The 17,688-nt window shown below is 66.1% G+C and carries 22 protein-coding genes; 15 read left to right on the top strand and 7 right to left on the bottom strand.

Going from position 1 to position 17,688, the window contains the following annotated elements:
- Positions 1-26: 26 nt before the first annotated feature.
- Together ACWF99_RS14490 and ACWF99_RS14485 are read right to left on the bottom strand one after the other, a co-directional pair.
- Entirely contained in the window at positions 27-908 is an 882-nt protein-coding gene (locus ACWF99_RS14490) for an ABC transporter ATP-binding protein (RefSeq protein ID WP_452536208.1), read from the bottom strand.
- 65 nt (positions 909-973) lie between these two features.
- The gene (locus ACWF99_RS14485; RefSeq protein WP_378656580.1) at positions 974-1,450 is read right to left on the bottom strand and encodes a hotdog fold domain-containing protein; all 477 of its coding nucleotides are present in this window, start codon (positions 1,448-1,450) and stop codon (positions 974-976) included.
- Positions 1,451-2,008: 558 nt separating this feature from the next.
- On the opposite strand from ACWF99_RS14485, the gene rpsJ reads away from it, so the two are divergent.
- From rpsJ to ACWF99_RS14420, 13 genes are all read left to right on the top strand, one after another.
- Positions 2,009-2,314: a 30S ribosomal protein S10 gene (rpsJ, locus tag ACWF99_RS14480; RefSeq protein ID WP_040804197.1), complete on the top strand. Its 306-nt coding sequence runs from the start codon at positions 2,009-2,011 to the stop codon at positions 2,312-2,314.
- 14 nt (positions 2,315-2,328) lie between these two features.
- Positions 2,329-2,994, top strand: coding sequence for a 50S ribosomal protein L3 (rplC, locus tag ACWF99_RS14475; protein WP_378915814.1), 666 nt, complete (start codon positions 2,329-2,331; stop codon positions 2,992-2,994).
- Positions 2,991-3,665, top strand: coding sequence for a 50S ribosomal protein L4 (gene rplD / locus ACWF99_RS14470; RefSeq protein ID WP_101464455.1), 675 nt, complete (start codon positions 2,991-2,993; stop codon positions 3,663-3,665). The genes rplC and rplD overlap by 4 nt, the downstream gene beginning before the upstream one ends.
- A complete protein-coding gene (rplW, locus tag ACWF99_RS14465; protein ID WP_056818486.1) occupies positions 3,662-3,967 on the top strand; it encodes a 50S ribosomal protein L23 in 306 nt (101 codons plus the stop codon). The genes rplD and rplW overlap by 4 nt, the downstream gene beginning before the upstream one ends.
- A gap of 32 nt (positions 3,968-3,999) precedes the next feature.
- Positions 4,000-4,836 carry a 50S ribosomal protein L2 gene (gene rplB / locus ACWF99_RS14460; protein WP_056818484.1) on the top strand — a complete coding sequence of 279 codons (837 nt, stop codon included), beginning with the start codon at positions 4,000-4,002 and terminating at the stop codon, positions 4,834-4,836.
- Between the two features lie 14 nt (positions 4,837-4,850).
- On the top strand, positions 4,851-5,132 hold the full coding sequence (rpsS, locus tag ACWF99_RS14455; protein WP_056818481.1) for a 30S ribosomal protein S19: 282 nt from the start codon (positions 4,851-4,853) through the stop codon (positions 5,130-5,132).
- Entirely contained in the window at positions 5,129-5,530 is a 402-nt protein-coding gene (gene rplV, locus ACWF99_RS14450; protein ID WP_067448312.1) for a 50S ribosomal protein L22, read from the top strand. The genes rpsS and rplV overlap by 4 nt, the downstream gene beginning before the upstream one ends.
- On the top strand, positions 5,531-6,325 hold the full coding sequence (gene rpsC / locus ACWF99_RS14445) for a 30S ribosomal protein S3 (RefSeq protein WP_378632162.1): 795 nt from the start codon (positions 5,531-5,533) through the stop codon (positions 6,323-6,325). It begins immediately after the preceding gene.
- Between the two features lie 3 nt (positions 6,326-6,328).
- Complete coding sequence (rplP, locus tag ACWF99_RS14440) at positions 6,329-6,745, top strand: 50S ribosomal protein L16 (protein ID WP_056818475.1); 417 nt, start codon at positions 6,329-6,331, stop codon at positions 6,743-6,745.
- On the top strand, positions 6,745-6,984 hold the full coding sequence (gene rpmC / locus ACWF99_RS14435) for a 50S ribosomal protein L29 (protein ID WP_056818473.1): 240 nt from the start codon (positions 6,745-6,747) through the stop codon (positions 6,982-6,984). The genes rplP and rpmC overlap by 1 nt, the downstream gene beginning before the upstream one ends.
- Positions 6,981-7,250 (top strand): 30S ribosomal protein S17, encoded by a 270-nt coding sequence (gene rpsQ / locus ACWF99_RS14430; protein ID WP_056818470.1) that lies wholly within the window; start codon positions 6,981-6,983, stop codon positions 7,248-7,250. The genes rpmC and rpsQ overlap by 4 nt, the downstream gene beginning before the upstream one ends.
- A 117-nt stretch (positions 7,251-7,367) precedes the next feature.
- Positions 7,368-7,592, top strand: coding sequence for a ribbon-helix-helix protein, CopG family (locus ACWF99_RS14425; protein ID WP_452536205.1), 225 nt, complete (start codon positions 7,368-7,370; stop codon positions 7,590-7,592).
- Positions 7,589-8,026, top strand: a complete 438-nt coding sequence (locus ACWF99_RS14420; protein WP_452536203.1) for a PIN domain-containing protein — start codon at positions 7,589-7,591, stop codon at positions 8,024-8,026. Before ACWF99_RS14425 ends, ACWF99_RS14420 begins: the two co-directional genes overlap by 4 nt.
- A gap of 27 nt (positions 8,027-8,053) precedes the next feature.
- On the opposite strand, the gene ACWF99_RS14415 is transcribed toward ACWF99_RS14420, so the two are convergent.
- The 5 genes from ACWF99_RS14415 to ACWF99_RS14395 all read right to left on the bottom strand — a co-directional run bounded on the left by ACWF99_RS14415 (position 8,054) and on the right by ACWF99_RS14395 (position 13,694).
- Positions 8,054-10,081 (bottom strand): hypothetical protein, encoded by a 2,028-nt coding sequence (locus ACWF99_RS14415; protein ID WP_452536201.1) that lies wholly within the window; start codon positions 10,079-10,081, stop codon positions 8,054-8,056.
- A gap of 135 nt (positions 10,082-10,216) precedes the next feature.
- Positions 10,217-11,053 (bottom strand): SDR family oxidoreductase, encoded by an 837-nt coding sequence (locus ACWF99_RS14410; RefSeq protein ID WP_452536199.1) that lies wholly within the window; start codon positions 11,051-11,053, stop codon positions 10,217-10,219.
- A 192-nt stretch (positions 11,054-11,245) separates the two neighbouring features.
- On the bottom strand, positions 11,246-11,980 hold the full coding sequence (locus ACWF99_RS14405; RefSeq protein ID WP_378632174.1) for a CPBP family intramembrane glutamic endopeptidase: 735 nt from the start codon (positions 11,978-11,980) through the stop codon (positions 11,246-11,248).
- Positions 11,981-12,106: 126 nt separating this feature from the next.
- Entirely contained in the window at positions 12,107-13,048 is a 942-nt protein-coding gene (locus tag ACWF99_RS14400) for an RluA family pseudouridine synthase (RefSeq protein ID WP_452536197.1), read from the bottom strand.
- 70 nt (positions 13,049-13,118) lie between these two features.
- Entirely contained in the window at positions 13,119-13,694 is a 576-nt protein-coding gene (locus tag ACWF99_RS14395) for a putative glycolipid-binding domain-containing protein (RefSeq protein ID WP_378632179.1), read from the bottom strand.
- A 407-nt stretch (positions 13,695-14,101) separates the two neighbouring features.
- On the opposite strand from ACWF99_RS14395, the gene ACWF99_RS14390 reads away from it, so the two are divergent.
- Together ACWF99_RS14390 and ACWF99_RS14385 are read left to right on the top strand one after the other, a co-directional pair.
- On the top strand, positions 14,102-15,934 hold the full coding sequence (locus tag ACWF99_RS14390) for an ABC transporter ATP-binding protein (protein ID WP_452536194.1): 1,833 nt from the start codon (positions 14,102-14,104) through the stop codon (positions 15,932-15,934).
- The gene (locus ACWF99_RS14385) at positions 15,931-17,667 is read left to right on the top strand and encodes an ABC transporter ATP-binding protein (protein WP_452536192.1); all 1,737 of its coding nucleotides are present in this window, start codon (positions 15,931-15,933) and stop codon (positions 17,665-17,667) included. The genes ACWF99_RS14390 and ACWF99_RS14385 overlap by 4 nt, the downstream gene beginning before the upstream one ends.
- The last annotated feature ends 21 nt before the right edge of the window (positions 17,668-17,688 follow it).

Raw genomic sequence — 17,688 nt, 5'->3', positions numbered from 1 at the left:
AGCTACCGCCTCCAGGCGCTGACCTCTCATGCCGTCACCTCCCGGTAGATTTCGGCGACCGTCGGCCGGACCGTGGTGAACTCCCGCACCGACCCTCGCGACAACGCCTCCTTCAGCACCCCATCGGTGCCGCCGTCGGCGACCTCGAACAACACGCCCGGCCCGGCACTCTCGACCACGCGAACCCCTGGATACTCCCGCAGCCATCCCGCGTCACCGTCGACCACCAGCCGATACCGCGAGCCGTTGCCGCTGGACCGCAACTCGTCGACCGAGCCCTGCCCGACCACCCGGCCCGATGCGAGCACGACCAGCTGATCGCACAGCCGCTCCACCAGATCCAGCTGATGCGAGGAGAACAGCACCGGCACGCCCTGATCGGCGTACTCGCGCAGCAACTCCACCATCGAATCCACGGCGAGGGGGTCGAGGCCGGAGAACGGTTCGTCCAGGATCAGCGCCGTCGGCTGCGCGATCACCGCCGCCGCGATCTGGACGCGCTGCTGATTGCCCAGCGACAACGATTCGAGCTTGTCCTTGCCGCGCGCGCCCAGATCGAACCGCTCCAGCAGGCTTTCGGTACGCGCCTTGGCCTTGTCGGCGGGCAGTCCACGCAAGCGCGCCAGGTACACGAGCTGGTCGAGCACCGGCTGCTTGGGATAGAGCCCCCGCTCCTCGGGCATATAGCCGAACGAACGCCGGTCCAGCTCGGTCACCGGCCGTCCGTCCCACCGGATCTCGCCGGACTGAACGGCCAAGACGCCCATGATCATTCGCATCGTGGTGGTCTTGCCCGCCCCGTTACCCCCGACGAACCCGGTCAGCGCACCGGGCAGGACGGCGAACGACACGTCGTCGACCGCCACGTTCTCCCCGAACCGCCGCGTCACATGGGCGACTTCCAACATCGAACTCCCCGTCCTTTGTTGCCTGGCCCACAACCGTACCGGTGCCGCGGTTCACGTTGCCGCGATCAGAGTGGCGACACCCAGGTGGTGATGTCGGCGTGCACGACCTCGATGCCGTCCTTGTCGTAGATCGAGACGGGGACGGTCAGTTCCTGGCCCTTGGTGATCGCGGCGAAGTCTGGGATCTCGTCGAGCTTCGCCACCGCGCGCAGGCCGGATTCCGCCTTGGCCAGGTACTGGACGTTCATCGACTTGGGGATCCAGCGGTGGGTGGTGGGCACGGTGGCCTCGCTCAGCATGCCCATCGCCACTTCGGCCAGATTGCAGGCCGCGATCGCGTGGAAGGTGCCGAGGTGGTTGTGGATGCCGAACCACTTCGGGGAGGTCACCTCGCAGACACCGGGCTCGAGACGGACCACCTGGGGGAGCACGGTGCCGAAGTAGGGGACCCGGGCGACCATACCGAGTGAGAACAGCGCGTGCCCGATGCGATTGTCGGGCAGCTTCTTCCAGCCGCGGTAGGTCGCGGTTTCCTGTGTCATGGGCACTATCTTACTCAAAAGTAAGTTATGTGGTAACCCTCCGGTGGCCGGGCGGGGCGACGAGCCAGCTACCATTCATCGGTACAGCCCAGCCGGCGGTGCGGTCGAGGTGGAAGCCCCTGTGGGGGCGTGATCGATACCTCATGACCCCCGATTTGAAGGACGTCGTCGGCATGGTGCATACTGTTCGGGTTGCCTTGCGCAGGATTGTTCGACTCTCCGGAGCGGATACCTGAACAAGGGGAGCAGTAGTTTGTATCTCGCCGGTTCGCCGGTGTGGATACGTTCGGAACCACGCACTTCCGGCCCATGGTGAGCAATCGACCGGGGTCGGAGATTAAGAGTTAGGGCGACACGCCCGACCGCGTGGACCGGAGAACCATGACAGATGAACAGCGGCGAGGACTAGGTAGTGCCTTTGTGGCGCCCTGGTTGCGGGTCTTTCAGTGGGAAACCACGCTGAGGCGTCTTCTTTGTGGTTCGGGCTGTGCAAATTGAGGGTGGTGCGGGAGCTAGCTCCTGTGACCACGAAGGAAAGCGGAGAAAAGGACACTTAGCGTGGCGGGACAAAAGATCCGCATCAGGCTCAAGGCCTATGACCACGAGGCGATCGACGCGTCAGCGCGCAAGATCGTGGAAACGGTGACCCGCACCGGCGCCCGTGTGGTCGGGCCTGTGCCGTTGCCGACCGAGAAGAACATCTACTGCGTCATCCGTTCGCCGCACAAGTACAAGGACTCGCGCGAACACTTCGAGATGCGCACGCACAAACGCCTCATCGACATCCTCGACCCGACGCCGAAGACGGTTGACGCGCTCATGCGCATCGACCTCCCGGCCAGCGTCGACGTCAACATTCAGTGACGGGGACTCGAGACATGACTGACAACAAGAACCGGCCCGCAGCCGGCATCCTGGGCACCAAGCTCGGCATGACCCAGGTCTTCGACGAGAAGAACCGCGTAGTCCCGGTCACCGTCATCAAGGCGGGCCCGAACGTGGTCACCCAGATTCGTACCGTGGAGCGCGACGGCTATTCGGCCGTGCAGATCGCTTTCGGCGCCATCGACCCGCGCAAGGTGAACAAGCCGACTTCCGGCCAGTTCGCCAAGGCCGGTGTCACCCCGCGCCGCCACGTCACCGAGATCCGCGTCGCGGATGCCTCCACCTTCGAGATCGGCCAGGAACTCTCGGCTGATGTCTTCGAAGAGGGCACCTACGTCGACGTGACCGGAATCAGCAAGGGCAAGGGCTTCGCCGGCACCATGAAGCGTCACGGCTTCAAGGGCCAGGGCGCCTCGCACGGTGCGCAGGCTGTGCACCGTCGCCCGGGTTCCATCGGTGGCTGTGCCACTCCCGGCCGCGTGTTCAAGGGCATGCGCATGTCGGGCCGTATGGGTAACGACCGCGTCACCACGCAGAACCTCTCGGTTCACAAGGTCGATGCCGAGAACGGTTTGCTCCTGGTCAAGGGTGCTATCCCGGGCCGCAAGGGCAACATCGTGATCGTCAAGAGCGCCGTGAAGGGTGGTGCGCACGCATGACCAGCCTCGACAAGAAGGCCAACCTGACGCTGACCGTTAAGGCCGCAGGCGGCAAGACCGAAGGCACCGTCGAACTCCCCTCGGAGATCTTCGACGTGACCGCCAACGTCGCGCTGATGCACCAGGTCGTCATCGCTCAGCTGGCCGCCGCTCGCCAGGGCACCCACTCCACGAAGACTCGTGGCGAGGTCTCCGGTGGTGGCAAGAAGCCGTACCGCCAGAAGGGCACCGGCCGCGCCCGTCAGGGCTCGACCCGTGCGCCGCAGTTCGCCGGCGGTGGCACCGTCCACGGCCCGCAGCCGCGTGACTACAGCCAGCGGACCCCCAAGAAGATGAAGGCCGCCGCCCTGCGCGGTGCCCTCTCCGACCGGGCCCGCAACGAGCGCATCCACGTGATCACCGAACTGGTCTCGGGTCAGAACCCGTCGACCAAGATTGCCAAGGACTTCCTGGCCGAGCTGTCGGGCCGCAAGAAGTTCCTGGTCGTCGTCGGCCGCGAGGACGTCGCCGCGTGGAAGAGCGTGGCGAACCTGCAGAACGTGCTGCCGATCGCCCCGGATCAGCTCAACACCTACGACGTGCTCAACAGCGACGACGTGGTGTTCAGCGTCGAGGCCCTGAACGCATTCGTTCACGGTCCCGCCGAGGCGGCCCAGGAGGAGAGCAAGTGAGCACCATCGCCGACCCCCGCGACATCCTGCTCGCACCGGTCATCTCGGAGAAGTCCTACGGGCTGATCGAGGAAGGCACCTACACCTTCCTGGTGCACCCGGACTCGAACAAGACGCAGATCAAGATCGCCGTCGAGAAGGTTTTCGGCGTCACGGTCACCAGCGTCAATACCGCCAACCGTCAGGGCAAGCGCAAGCGGACCAAATTCGGTTACGGAAAGCGCAAGGACACCAAGCGCGCACTCGTGACCCTCTCGGCCGATAGCAAGCCCATCGAGATCTTCGGAGGACCGGTCGCGTAAGCGCCTGGGACTCCAGAAAGCGAGAAGAACTCATGGCAATCCGTAAATACAAGCCGACTACGCCGGGCCGTCGTGGCTCCAGCGTCTCGGACTTCGCCGAGATCACCCGGTCGACGCCGGAGAAGTCGCTGCTGCGCCCGCTCACCAAGTCCGGTGGTCGTAACGCGCACGGTCGCATCACCACTCGTCACCGCGGTGGCGGTCACAAGCGTGCCTACCGTCTGATCGACTTCCGTCGGCTGGACAAGGACGGCATCCCGGCCAAGGTCGCTCACATCGAGTACGACCCCAACCGCACCGCCAACATCGCACTGCTGCACTTTGCCGACGGCGAGAAGCGCTACATCATCGCGCCGAAGGGCATCAAGCAGGGCAGCCCGATCGAGTCCGGCCCCACGGCCGACATCAAGCCGGGTAACAACCTGCCGCTGCGCAACATCCCGACCGGTACCACGATTCACAACGTGGAGCTGCGTCCGGGCGGTGGCGCCAAGATGGCTCGTTCCGCTGGAATGAGCATTCAGCTGCTGGGCAAGGAAGGGCCGTACGCGACCCTTCGTATGCCTTCGGGTGAAATTCGCCGTGTCGACGTGCGCTGCCGCGCCACCGTCGGCGAGGTCGGCAACGCCGAGCAGTCGAACATCAACTGGGGCAAGGCCGGCCGTATGCGCTGGAAGGGCCGTCGCCCTACCGTCCGTGGTGTCGTCATGAACCCGGTCGACCACCCGCACGGTGGTGGTGAGGGTAAGACCTCCGGTGGTCGCCACCCGGTCTCCCCGTGGGGTCAGCCTGAGGGCCGCACCCGCAAGCCCAACCGCCCGAGTGACAAGCTCATCGTTCGCCGTCGTAAGACCGGCAAGAAGCGCTAAGGAGGAGGTAAGAAATGCCACGCAGCCTCAAGAAGGGCCCGTTCGTCGACGACCACCTCCTCGCGAAGGTGGACGTGCAGAACGAAAAGGGCACGAAGCAGGTCATCAAGACCTGGTCGCGTCGCTCGACCATCATCCCCGATTTCATCGGGCACACTTTCGCCGTCCACGACGGTCGCAAGCATGTCCCGGTGTTCATCTCGGACAACATGGTCGGCCACAAGCTCGGTGAGTTCGCGCCGACCAGGACGTTCAAGAGCCACGTCAAGGACGACCGGAAGAGCAAGCGGCGATGACTGAAACCATTCAGAACCCGACTGCACGCGCAACCGCCAAGCACGTTCGGGTCACCCCGATGAAGGCCCGTCGAGTCGTGGACCTGGTCCGCGGCAAGAGCGTCGAGGACGCGCTGGCGATCCTGCGGTTCGCACCGCAGGCTGCCAGCGAGCCCGTGGCCAAGGTCGTGGCTTCGGCCGCGGCGAACGCCGAGAACAACCTCGGCCTCAACCCGGCCACCCTGGTCATCTCGACTGCTTTTGTCGACGAGGGCGCCACCATGAAGCGTTTCCAGCCGCGGGCCCAGGGCCGTGCGTTCCGGATTCGTAAGCGCACCAGCCACATCACCATCGAGGTCGAGAGCGTGCCCACCACCGGCGCTGCCACTCGTAGCCGCCGGAAGGGAGGGGCAAAGTAAATGGGACAGAAAATTAACCCCCATGGCTTCCGCCTCGGTATCACCACCGACTGGAAGTCGCGTTGGTACGCGGACAAGCAGTACGCGGAATACGTGAAGGAAGACGTTCAGATCCGCAAGCTTCTCGCCACTGGCATGGAGCGGGCCGGCATCTCGAAGGTCGAGATCGAGCGCACCCGTGATCGCGTCCGTGTGGATATCCACACCGCGCGTCCCGGCATCGTGATCGGTCGCCGTGGCGCGGAAGCCGACCGCATCCGCGCCGAGCTGGAGAAGCTCACCAAGAAGCAGGTTCAGCTGAACATCCTCGAGGTCAAGAACCCCGAGTCGGATGCGCAGCTGGTTGCTCAGGGTGTTGCCGAGCAGCTGTCCAACCGTGTGGCGTTCCGTCGTGCGATGCGTAAGGCCATTCAGTCGGCCATGCGTTCGCCGAACGTCAAGGGCATCCGTGTGCAGTGCTCGGGCCGCCTCGGTGGCGCCGAAATGTCGCGCTCGGAGTTCTACCGTGAAGGTCGTGTTCCGCTGCACACGCTGCGTGCGGACATCGACTACGGCCTCTACGAGGCCAAGACCACTTTCGGTCGTATCGGTGTGAAGGTCTGGATCTACAAGGGTGACATCGTCGGTGGTCGTCGTGAACTGACCGCCGCCGCCACCGCTCCGGAACGCCCGCGTCGCGAGCGTCCGAGCCGCCCTCGTCGGTCCGGCGCCACTGGCACCACCGCGACCAGCACCGAGGTCGGTCGCGCCGCCACTGCAGTGGCGGAGGCTCCGGCAGAGAACAAGGAGGGCTGACGCATGCTGATGCCCCGTAGGGTCAAGCACCGCAAGCAGCACCACCCCGGTCGCTCCGGCATGGCCAAGGGCGGCACCGCGGTGGCCTTCGGTGAGTACGGCATCCAGGCTCTCGAGCCCGCCTACGTCACCAACCGTCAGATCGAGTCGGCGCGTATCGCAATGACCCGCCACATCAAGCGTGGCGGCAAGATCTGGATCAACATCTACCCCGACCGTCCGCTCACGAAGAAGCCGGCCGAAACCCGCATGGGTTCCGGTAAGGGTTCGCCGGAGTGGTGGGTCGCGAACGTGAAGCCCGGTCGGGTCATGTTCGAGATGTCTTACCCCAACGAGGAGACCGCTCGTGAGGCCCTGCGCCGCGCGATGCACAAGCTCCCGATGAAATGCAGGATCGTGACCAGGGAGGAGCAGTTCTGATGGCTACCGAAACACCGGCCGCAGAGCTCCGTGAGCTCAACGAAGAAGAGCTCGTGGCACGCCTGCGCGAGTCGAAGGAAGAGCTGTTCAACCTGCGCTTCCAGATGGCGACGGGTCAGCTCGACAACAACCGTCGACTGCGCGTCGTCCGCCACGAGATCGCGCGCATTTACACGGTCATGCGTGAGCGCGAGCTCGGCTTGGCCACGGCGCCCGCTGGCAAGGGAGATGCGGCATGAGCGAGAACACCGAAGAGCGCAACAGCCGCAAGGTTCGCAGCGGCTACGTTGTGTCCGACAAGATGAACAAGACGATCGTCGTCGAGCTGGAAGACCGTCACCGGCACAAGCTCTACGGCAAGATCATTCGCACCACCTCCAAGGTGAAGGCGCATGACGAGAACGAGATCGCCCACGTCGGCGACCACGTTCAGCTGATGGAGACCCGTCCGCTGTCGGCCACCAAGCGCTGGCGTCTGGTCGAGGTCCTGGAGAAGGCCAAGTAAGGTCCCTCCTCGATCCATCGAGATCGTTGTAGTACGAAGGCCCGCTTCTTTGGAAGCGGGCCTTCGTTGTTTCATCGATTCTCCTGATGTGGTGTCATCCTTGATACCATTGGTTCCATGGCGTGGACTATGCGATTGACCGGTGAGGATGAGGCTGCGCTGGCGACACAGGCCAGCGACGAAGGTCGCTCGAAGAACGAGATCATGCGCGATGCGCTGCGCGCCTACCTGTTGCGGAATCGACGGTGGGACCAGCCGCTGATCAACGATGACGAGACGTTCGACCTAGGTGGACCGATCGGTAAGGACGAGATTCGTGATGCGATGAATCGCACCGCATGATCGTCATCGCGGACACATCCGGTTTGCTCGCGATGTTCAACCGCACTGATCCTGAGCACTTCGCGGTGCGCCGCGCCGCCGATTCCGCCAGCGCGGTGGTGGTCAGCCCGTTAGCGCTGACTGAAGTGCATCATGTCGCGAGCGTTCGTGGCGGACGCAAGATCGCTGACCGGATTCTCGGTTCACTCGCGGAACGCATCGCGCAGACCCGCATCGTCCTTGCCGAGGTCGCCGCCGAACAGTTGAACGCGGCGATCACAGTTCGTGCCACTTATGACAGCTTGGATCTTGATCTGGTCGATGCGGTGTGTGTCGTAGTGGCAGCTCAGTACGACACGGATGCGATCCTTACCCTCGACCGTCGAGATTTCCGAGTGTTACGCCCGCTCAACAACTACCCGGCATTCCGCTTGTTCCCCGACGATTTCGAATGAACCGATTCGCTCCGTACAGCTGGGCTGTCAGCCGGTGAAGGCGTAGGGCTGGCGGATCTTGTGGGCGAACTCGACGATGTTGGTGACCGTGCTGCTTGGAACGCCGACTTCGCTGCCGATGCTGCGGGCCGACCAGGACTGGTCGGTGAGCTCGAGGATCTCTTCGATCTGGCCGACGGTCAGGCGCAGGGGGCTGCGGTGGGCGACCTGGCGGGCCAAGGCGCGGACCTCGGTGTCTTCGTCGAAGTCGAGGTCTTCGAGAGCCGGGAGATCGCCGTCGTCTTCGTCGGGGAACCCCGGGTCGGCTTCGTCTGAGGCGGCAGCGGGGACTGGGTCGAGGGTTGTCGTCGGATGCGCGGTAGCTGAGGTCGGCTCAGGCGCCGACGCTGCAACGGTGGAATCAATCCGCTCGGGGGCTGCGGCGTCGGCCTGCTCGGGGAACGAGGCGGTGGCGTCGACTCGCTCGGGGGTGGGTTCTGTGTGCTGTGCCGGTTCCGGTTGCAGGACCAGTTGCTCTGCGGGTTCGGCGGTGAGGGTCAGTTGTTCCGGTTCTGCGGCGGGAGGCTGTGGATCGTTGTGCACCGCTACCGGATCGGTGATCGGTGGAGTGTCGCCATCAGGGTCACGGGCGACGGTGCCGGCGTGCATCGTCGCCTCGGGAACCGGGTCGGTACCGGTTGCTTCGCCCGCAGGGGAGTGCGCGGCGGTGGTGACCGGTATTCGACGCAAGGTCGAGGCAGCGCCGTTGATCCGGGTGGCGTGCTCGGTGCCGTTGCGGCGATGATCGGCTGCCGCCTTGTGGATGAGTTCGAGAGTGCCGGGGGCGCTCGGCTTGTCGGTGGAGGGGCGGCGCAGGCCGTGCGGGTAGGTACGTTCGGCCGCGATGGTTGCGGCCTCGGCGACGGCAGGTTCAGCGCTCGGTGCCGGGGTATCGCGGACCACCGGCTCCGGGACAGACGGCTGGGCAGGTGGATCGACAGCCTCGTCGGCGGAGACCGAATCCGCTGTCGTGGCGAGGCGTGCTGCCACGTCAGGACCGTTGGTTCCGGCAGCCGTGACGGGCTCGGGCTTCGCGGAGGTCTGAGTGTCCTGCGCCTCGGCGGCATAGACAGCGGTCGAGCCGACTACAGCCAGATGGTTGAGCGGCGATCGGAGTTCGGGCGCAACGCCGTTCATCACTCTCTGGCCGAGGGCCTGCCTGTCGTCACCGAGCGAGTCGGCCTGCTTCAGTGGCAGTGCGGTGATCCGTTCGGCGGCGGAATAGGCGGTATCGCCGGGTAATTCGACGGAGGCGCTCTCGATCAACGTCGCGTACCGGGCCGAGACCCACGCGTGCAACCAGATCACTACACCCACCATCACCGGGGCGATGGCGAATTCGGCTGCGCGACCGAAGGATCCGGCGGCCACGTGGGGGCCCGCGTTCAAGGCGATGGTGGTGCCGAGCAGGGCGAGTTCGAACACGATCACCTTGCCGCGCTCCAGCTCACGTCCCCAGCGGGCCGCGGTGGTCGCGGTGACCATGATGACGATGATCGGGATCGAGATCATCGCCTCGATGCCGTAGCTGAGCCAGTACAGCGGGTCGCTCATGTCGCCGCTGGGCACGAGATTGCGTTGCACGTTGACCCCGGCCCACACCATGCCGAGAACGACGACCCCGATCAACGCGCGCGATGACCATTCCGACCGCCGGTACAACTGGGCCAGGCGCGCGTCGGCGCTCGACACCCGTCGTCGTGCGGCCAGCGCCTTGCGATGCCAGCGCGCGTCGGCTTCGTCGGTGCGGCGGATGAGGGCGCTGGTGCGGCGGTCGCGTTGTTCGGCGGCGAGCTCGTCGCCCACGGCGCGCCGCCGCTGTTTGCGCCGCTGCGTGCGAATCCATTCGGCCAGTTCCCGTTCGGCGCGGATCTCGTCGTCGGAGAGCGCGTCGTAGAGGGCCGTGTCGTGTTGGAGGGGGAGCTTGTCGCGGGCCGTGGCGACCTGCTGGGCGAGCGCCGTGATCTCGGTGTTCGGCGCGATCGCGGCATTCTCGCTCAACCGATCGTCGGACATGTCGCGCCTTCCGCCACTCGAACATATGGACTATCGAACATATGTGTGATTGCCAGAGAGCGTAAACGCCGACCGTGCCCCGGTCAACGACAACGAGTCGATTCCGCCGAATCCCCGGCGGCGACACGCCGGATTTCAGGAATCGGATTTGCCGTGGAGCAGCCGTTTCTCATACGACGCGCGGCGCGACGATCCGGCCACCGCCGCAACCTGATTCGGTACTGTCCGCCGCAAGACGAAGTCGCGCAACCACTGTGGCAGCGCACCGGACAGACCGAGTAGCGGCCCGAGATGCGAGGGCAATGTCACCTCGAATCGCGGCCGTGCGACAACGTCGAGCACTGCCGTGGCGACATCGCTGGGCTGGAGCAATTGTGCCGCGCCCGTATCGGTTCCGGCCGCCAATTCCGTATCGACCACCCCGGGCATGACCGCGGTCAACCGCACGCCGGTCCCGCGCAATTCCTCCCGCACCGCGCTGAGATAGCCGAGCACTCCGTGTTTGGTCGCGGCATATGTCGCTTCACCGGCGGGGGAGACCTTGGACGCGATCGACGCGATGGTGACAATATGCCCGCGCCCGCGTGTCCGCATCGCCGGCGCCGCCAGCCGCACCCCACGGATCACTCCGTGCAGATTCACCGCGAGCATGCGCGCGGTCGCGCTGTCGGGCTCGGCGTCGAACGACCCGACCCACATCACCCCGGCATTGTTGACGAGCACGTCGACCGGGCCGAGGATCGCCTCGGTGACGGCGAGGAAGTCATGAAACGACCGCTCATCGGTCACATCGAGTTCGCACCCGTGCACGGTTCCCGGTAGCCCGGCCGCGGCTTCGCGCGCCGCGCTGCCCGAGAGATCACCGAGACACACCCGAGCCCCCGCGACCGCGAACTGCCGCGCGATCTCCAGCCCGATCCCAGCGGCACCGCCGGTCACCGCGACGACCCTGCCGGTGTGCGTACGTTTCATGGCGGACATGCCCTCTCGGTGGATACCGCTACATCTGGCATGTCCTCATGCCAGAAATTGTCGCCAGTATTCCACGCCATCACAACGCGGCGATAGCCTCGGCGGCGACTTCTGGACACTCGATCATCAGGCGCCGGCGGCGTTCGACTTGTGCACAACCCCCGGAGTTCGACCGCCCGGCTCGGGTCGGCTTCAGCGCAGGGCGGTGTGCCAGACGACGGCGGCGGCGAGTGCGCCCGCGCCGTTGAGCGACCAGTGCAGGGCGATGGGTGCGAGGAGGCTACCGCTGCGGCGACGCAGCCAGGTGAACACCACGCCCGCGGCGGCGGTGGCCGCGACGGCGAGTGCTATCCCGGCCATTTGGCCGAGCACGCCGCCGCCGACGATGCTGGACAGTCCCTTGTTGCCCGAGGTGAGGCCGAACGAGGACGCGATGTGCCAGAGGCCGAACATCAGCGATCCGGCGGCGAAGAGCCCGCGGACACCGAGGACCCGGTCGAGGGTGCCGTGCAGTACCCCGCGGAAGGCGAGTTCTTCGGGGATCACAGTCTGCAACGGGATCACGATCATCGACGCGATCAGTGCGCCGGAGATCGTGGCATAGCGATCGGCGAGGAAGAACGGCCTGGTGAGCGGCAAGAGAGCACCGATCGCGACCGCGGTGAGCACGATCCCGACGGCACCGAGCGCGTACACCGTCCCGCGCTTCCAGTGCCTGGGTGACAGCCCGAGTTCCGCCCAGCCCAGCCCCCGCTTGCGCATCAGCGCCAAGAGCGCGAACGCCGCGACGGGAACGGTGACGATATTGGCCCACGCGGTCGTGAAGTGAGCGATCAGATTGGTGCCCGCCAGCACGACGACGACCACCGCGATATCGATGTAGGCATGGAGCTTCGGCCGGGAATCGGCGACGGCGGGTACGGGCACCCGACCGAGTGTACGGAAATATCACGAAACGAAAACGGTCCGGTGAATGCGCGAAAACCCGCTCCCCCCGCGTTGAGCGGCCCGGAACGAGCCCACCAAGATCGACAGCCGGCGCGGTGCTGTGAGCTACTCGACAGCCGACCCGGACCATCCGGCCAAATCGGTCCAGGCCTGCAACTCGCGCCGCGTCACGAACCGTCGCGGGACCCCGCTGATCGGATCCGTGAATTCGAGCGAGGCCGCCAGCAATTGCAACGGCCGCGTGTAATCGTCGACCGATTTATCGGTGATCACGGGGTAGAAATCGTCGCCGAGAATCGGCACGCCGAGCCCGTTCATATGCAGGCGCAGCTGATGGGTTCGCCCGGTGTGCGGGCGAAGGCGGTAGCGCCCGAGCCCGTCGCGATGTTCGACCAGTTCGACCTCGGTCTCGGCGTTGGGCTCGCCGTCCACCTCGAAAGCGGCGAGCACCTGCTTCTCCTTGATGATCCGGCTGCGCACGGTCCGCGGCAGCTCGAGCGCGGGATCGTAGGGCGCGATGGCCTCGTATTCCTTGCGCACGGTCTTGCGGTGGAACATCGTCTGATAGGCGCCGCGCCTGGCCGGATTCACCACGAACAGCAGCAGGCCGGCGGTGACCCGGTCCAGTCGGTGTGCCGGGATCAGGTCGGGTAGTTCGAGCTCGTTGCGCAACCGCACCAGCGCCGTTTGGAGAATGTGCTGACCGCGCGGGATCGTCGCCAGGAAGTGTGGCTTGTCGATCACGAGGATGTCGTCGTCGCGGTGCACGATCCCGATCTCGAACGGCACCTCGGTCTCGACGGGCAGATCGCGGTGGAACCACACGGCGCCGCCCGGCACGAACGGCGCGTCCGGTGTCAGCGGACCTTCCAGATCCACGATCTCGCCCGCCACCAGCATCGCGTCGATCCTGGCCGGATCCACCCGCGGCAACCGCTCGACGAGGTGATCGCGCACGGTCGTCCACTGCCCGTCCTCCGGGAGCCGGAGTCGGGCGGGATCGAGGCCGTGCCGTTTCGGCAGCGGCGGCTGCTGCCTACGTCGCATAGGAAGAAGTGTTGTCGAGCCGGTGGCGCCGGGTGCTGTCGGCCCCTCGGAACCTGCTCGACGTCGTGGATCACGCGGTGCGTGTGGCCAGCCCTGGGTAGTCGATGATCAGACCCGACTCGTCGTAATCCAGGGTGGCGTGGAAGTCGAATTCGGGCGCGCGGTAGTCGTAGCGCTGACCTACCCCGTCGGCGATCCGGCGATAGTGCTGCGGTAATCGGGCCGCGGTGAGGTCGGCGGCGCGCACATAGGCGGCGGGCGCGTCGGCACTGTCGCCGACCGCGAGCCCGAGGCGATGCACCGGCAAGGCGTTGGTGAACGCCGACGCCTCGAGATCGATATCGAGGCACCCGTCGAGCTCGGGCGCGACCGTGCCGTCGACCTGCCAGCGCCCCAGCCCATCGGACTGCACGGTCACCGACCGCCTGCCCTCGGGATACCGCCCGACGATCTGCGCCGACCGGGTGTGCCAGCTCCCGTCGAGCCGCAGCCGATAGTCGATCACCCAGGTGATCCCGTCCTCGACCGCCGTCGCGCACCCTTCGACGAGAACTCCGCGCGCATCATCACGGAAATACGTGACCTCGAATCCGGTACGCGCCTCCCGGTGTAACCAGGCGGCAGAGGAGGGCAGCGGAGTGAACATGGGAAACGCATTCCCGCAATTCCGTCGCTCAATCGCTAACCCGCCCGCTGATCGAGCACCATCAGTTTCGCTTCGACAAGGACTTGACGCGCACGCCGTCGCACCCGGCACAGGTCGACGCTGCATTCGAGATGTATCTGCATCGCCCGATGCGCCTGTTCGGACGACAGCTTTCCGGGGTCGGAATGGCAATCGGCGATTGCTGAAATGATTGACGTGACAAACATTTTCGTTCTCCCACCGCTACACGAGATCAAGAGGTAGAGAGGAAATTACGCCCGAAAGAGTGAATTGCCGACGGGTTGACGGGCAGTTCACACAACCTTCCCCGATCGTCCACAAGCACTCAACTTAGGCTAACCTACCTTGGCGGAGTTGCCGCGGACAGGTCGAGAGGCGAGAACGATATGACGGTGCAGGTAGCGCCGCCGCCGGGGGCGGAGTCGGGGAACCGGCTGCCCAAGGCGGCAGCGAAAGCGCAGAAGCAGCGGGAAGCGCTGGCGCGCAAGGAGATTCTGGCACCGGTATCGGGGATGCTCACGGTGGCGAGCCTGATCGTCGCGCTCGCCTCGGTGTGCTCGGTGGTCCCGTTCCTGCTGATCGTGGCGGCCTGCCGCGAACTGCTGAACTCCCCGGTCGACACCGACCGGGTGTGGTGGCTGTTCGGCGCGGCCGTGATCGTGCTCGTCGTGCGGGCGTTGCTCCAGGTCGTGGCGCTCAGCTGGTCGCACGCGGTCGACGCCGGCTACCAGCTCACGCTGCGCAGGCTGCTCGCGGCCAAACTCACCCGGGTGCCGCTTGGCTGGTTCGGCGAGCGCAGCTCCGGTGAGGTCAAAGGCTATCTGCGCGACGATGTCGACGCCCTGCACTTCCTGGTCGCCCACGCCCGCCTCGATTTCATCGGCGCGCTGGTGGTCCCGCTGGTCACCCTCGGCTACCTGTTCACCGTCGACTGGCGACTCACGCTGGTACTGATGATTCCGCTGATCGCCTACATGATCCTGTTCAGCAAGATCATGGACCGCGACGGCCGCGATCGCCTCGCGGTGTACACCCGGTGGGAGCGTCGTCTGTCCGCCACCACGGTCGAGTTCGTCGACGGTATCCAGGTGGTGCGGGCATTCGGTCAGGCGGGCAAGGCGCACAGGGAGTTCCAGGACGCCGTCGAAGGTCAGGTCCAGGCGGCGCATCGGATGAAGACGCCGATCATTCGCGTGCAGGCGGCCTCCGACATCGTGGTGATGCCCGTGTTCGTCATGCTCGTCGTGGTCCTCGGTGGCCTCGCCGGGGTGGGCCTCGGCTGGGTGGAACCGCTCGATCTGCTGCCGTTCCTGCTGGTGGGGCTGGGTATCGGCAGTTCGCTGCTCGGCCTCGGCTACGGTTCGCAGGCCCTGCGCGCCGGTGGCGCCGCGGCCCTGCGCCTGCACGAACTCCTGCAGACCCCGGAACTGGAGATCGCCGAAACGCCCGCGGGCGCGCAGACCGGCATCGTGCGTTTCGACGGTGTCGAGTTCGCCTACCGCACCGGCCATGACGTGCTGCGCGGCATCGACCTCGAACTGACCCCCGGCACCATCACCGCCCTGGTCGGTCCGAGCGGTTCCGGCAAATCGACCCTGGCGAAGCTGCTGCCGCGTTTCTACGACGTGAGTGCGGGGCGAATCACCATCGACGGCCGCGACATTCGCGAATTCACCAGCGAAGAGCTCTATCGCACGGTCGGATTCGTGTTCCAGGACGTGCGCCTGATCCGCGGCACGATTCGCGAGAACCTCCTGCTGGCCCGCCCCGACGCGGACACCGAGGCCATCGAACACGCCACCAGGGCCGCTCAGATCCACGACCGGATCCTGGCGCTGCCCCGTGGCTACGACTCCGAGATCGGCGTCGACGCCACGCTGTCGGGCGGCGAGGCGCAGCGGCTGTCGATCGCGCGCGCACTGCTGGCCGACACCCCGGTCCTCGTCCTCGACGAGGCGACCGCCTTCGCCGATCCCGAATCCGAGGCCGCCGTCCAGGACGCACTGGCGGCCCTGGTCGCCGGGCGCACGGTGCTGGTCATCGCGCACCGCCTGCACACCATCACCGGAGTCGATCGAATCCTGGTGCTGGACAACGGAACTCTGGTCGAACAGGGCACGCATGCCGAACTGCGAGCTGCCGGTGGCCTGTACCAGCAACTGTGGGAGATCAACGAAGCTGCCCTCGGCGCGCTCGCCCTGGTGGAGGAAACACGATGATTCGCAAGGTTTTCCGGCTCGTCCCCGACGAGTTCGCCCCCCTGATCTCGCGGTTGCTCGGCGTGATCGTGGTGCAGGCGCTGTGCCAGGCCATCGCGTATCTGCTGCTGGTTCCCGTGCTGGAAGCGCTGTTCGGTGACGATCTGAACGGTGCGTGGCTGTGGGCGCTCGGCATGGCCGTCGCCGTGGCCGGTGTGGTCGTCTTCGGTTACCTGCAGGCCGTGATCGGTCTGCGGATCGGTCTGGGCATGCAGCGCGGTCTGCAGACCCGGCTCGGCGATCAGCTCAACGCGTTGCCGCTGGGCTGGTTCGAAGATCGGGACGCGGGCCCGCTCTCGCGGGTGATGGTCGAGCAGGTGCGCGAGATGCAGGGCCTGATCGCCTATCTGCTCGCCAAGGTGCTCACCGGCATCATCGTGCCGCTGGTCGTCGCGATCGGGATGCTGTTCATCGACTGGCGCGTCGGCGTGGCGATGTTGCTCGCCGCACCGGTGCTCTACCTGGTGAACAATCTCGCCAATCGCGCCTACACCGGCGCCGACGCCCGGCTGCACGCCGCCGCGGCCGAGGCCGATTCGCGGGTGGTGGAGTTCGCGCAGGCCCAGCCGGTGCTACGTGCGTTCGGTGCGGTCGGCGCGGGGAACAAGAAGCTGGATTCGGCGCTGGTGCGGCAACGTTCGGCCGTGCTGAAGATGATGGTCGCGACCGTGCCGGGGCTGACCGTGTTCGCGCTGTTCGTGCAGGCGGTGTTCCTGGTGCTGGCGTACATCGCGGTCGTCCAGGTGACCGATGGCGCGATCTCGGCCGCCGCGGCGATCGCGCTGATCGCGGTGAGCGCGCGTTTCATCGAACCGGTGAACCAGGCCGCCCAGCTGGGTACGGCCCTGCGCTCGGCCGCCGCGGCCGCCGACCGCATCACCGACCTGCTCGCCGAATCGCCCCTGCCCGCCGCGACCGAACCGGTCACCCCCGGTGCGCCCGCAGTGGTCTTCGACGAGGTGAGCTTCGGCTACCGCCCCGGTGAACCGGTCCTGTCGGACCTGACCTTCACCGTCCCCGCGGGCACGACCACCGCCATCGTCGGACCCAGTGGTTCGGGCAAGACCACGCTGCTGCGCTTGGCCGCCCGCTTCTACGATGCCGACTCCGGCGCGGTCTCGGTGGGCGAACACGATGTGCGCAGGCAGCCTTCGGACACCCTGCTCGACCAGCTCTCGCTGGTCTTCCAGAACGTCTACCTGTTCAACCGCTCGGTCGCCGACAACATCCGCATCGGCAAGCCCGACGCCACCGACGACGAGCTGCACCGCGCGGCGGTGGCGGCCAGGGTCGACGAGATCATCGATCGCCTCCCGGACGGTTTCGACACCACCGTCGGCGAAGGCGGCACCTCGCTGTCGGGCGGTGAGCGTCAACGCGTTTCGATCGCTCGCGCCCTGCTCAAGGACGCCCCGATCGTCCTGCTCGACGAGGCGACCAGTGCGCTGGACCCGCACAGCGAGGCCGTGGTGGTCCGTGGCATCCACGAACTCACCAGGGACAAAACGGTTCTCGTCGTGGCGCACCGTCTCTCGACGATCGCCCATGCCGACCAGATCCTCTTCCTGGACAAGGGCCGGATCGCCGAACGCGGTACGCACGCGGAACTGCTCGCGCTGAACGGTCGCTACGCCGCGTTCTGGAACGAGCGCGAGCGGGCAACTGGCTGGCGCCTGGAGCCGGTCTCCGCGTAGACGCCAGGGCCTCGGCGGTGT

The organism is Nocardia sp. NPDC055002 (assembly GCF_053608825.1).
The sequence above is the reverse complement of the archived record's forward strand: the minus strand, read 5'-3'. Positions and strand labels throughout refer to the sequence as shown.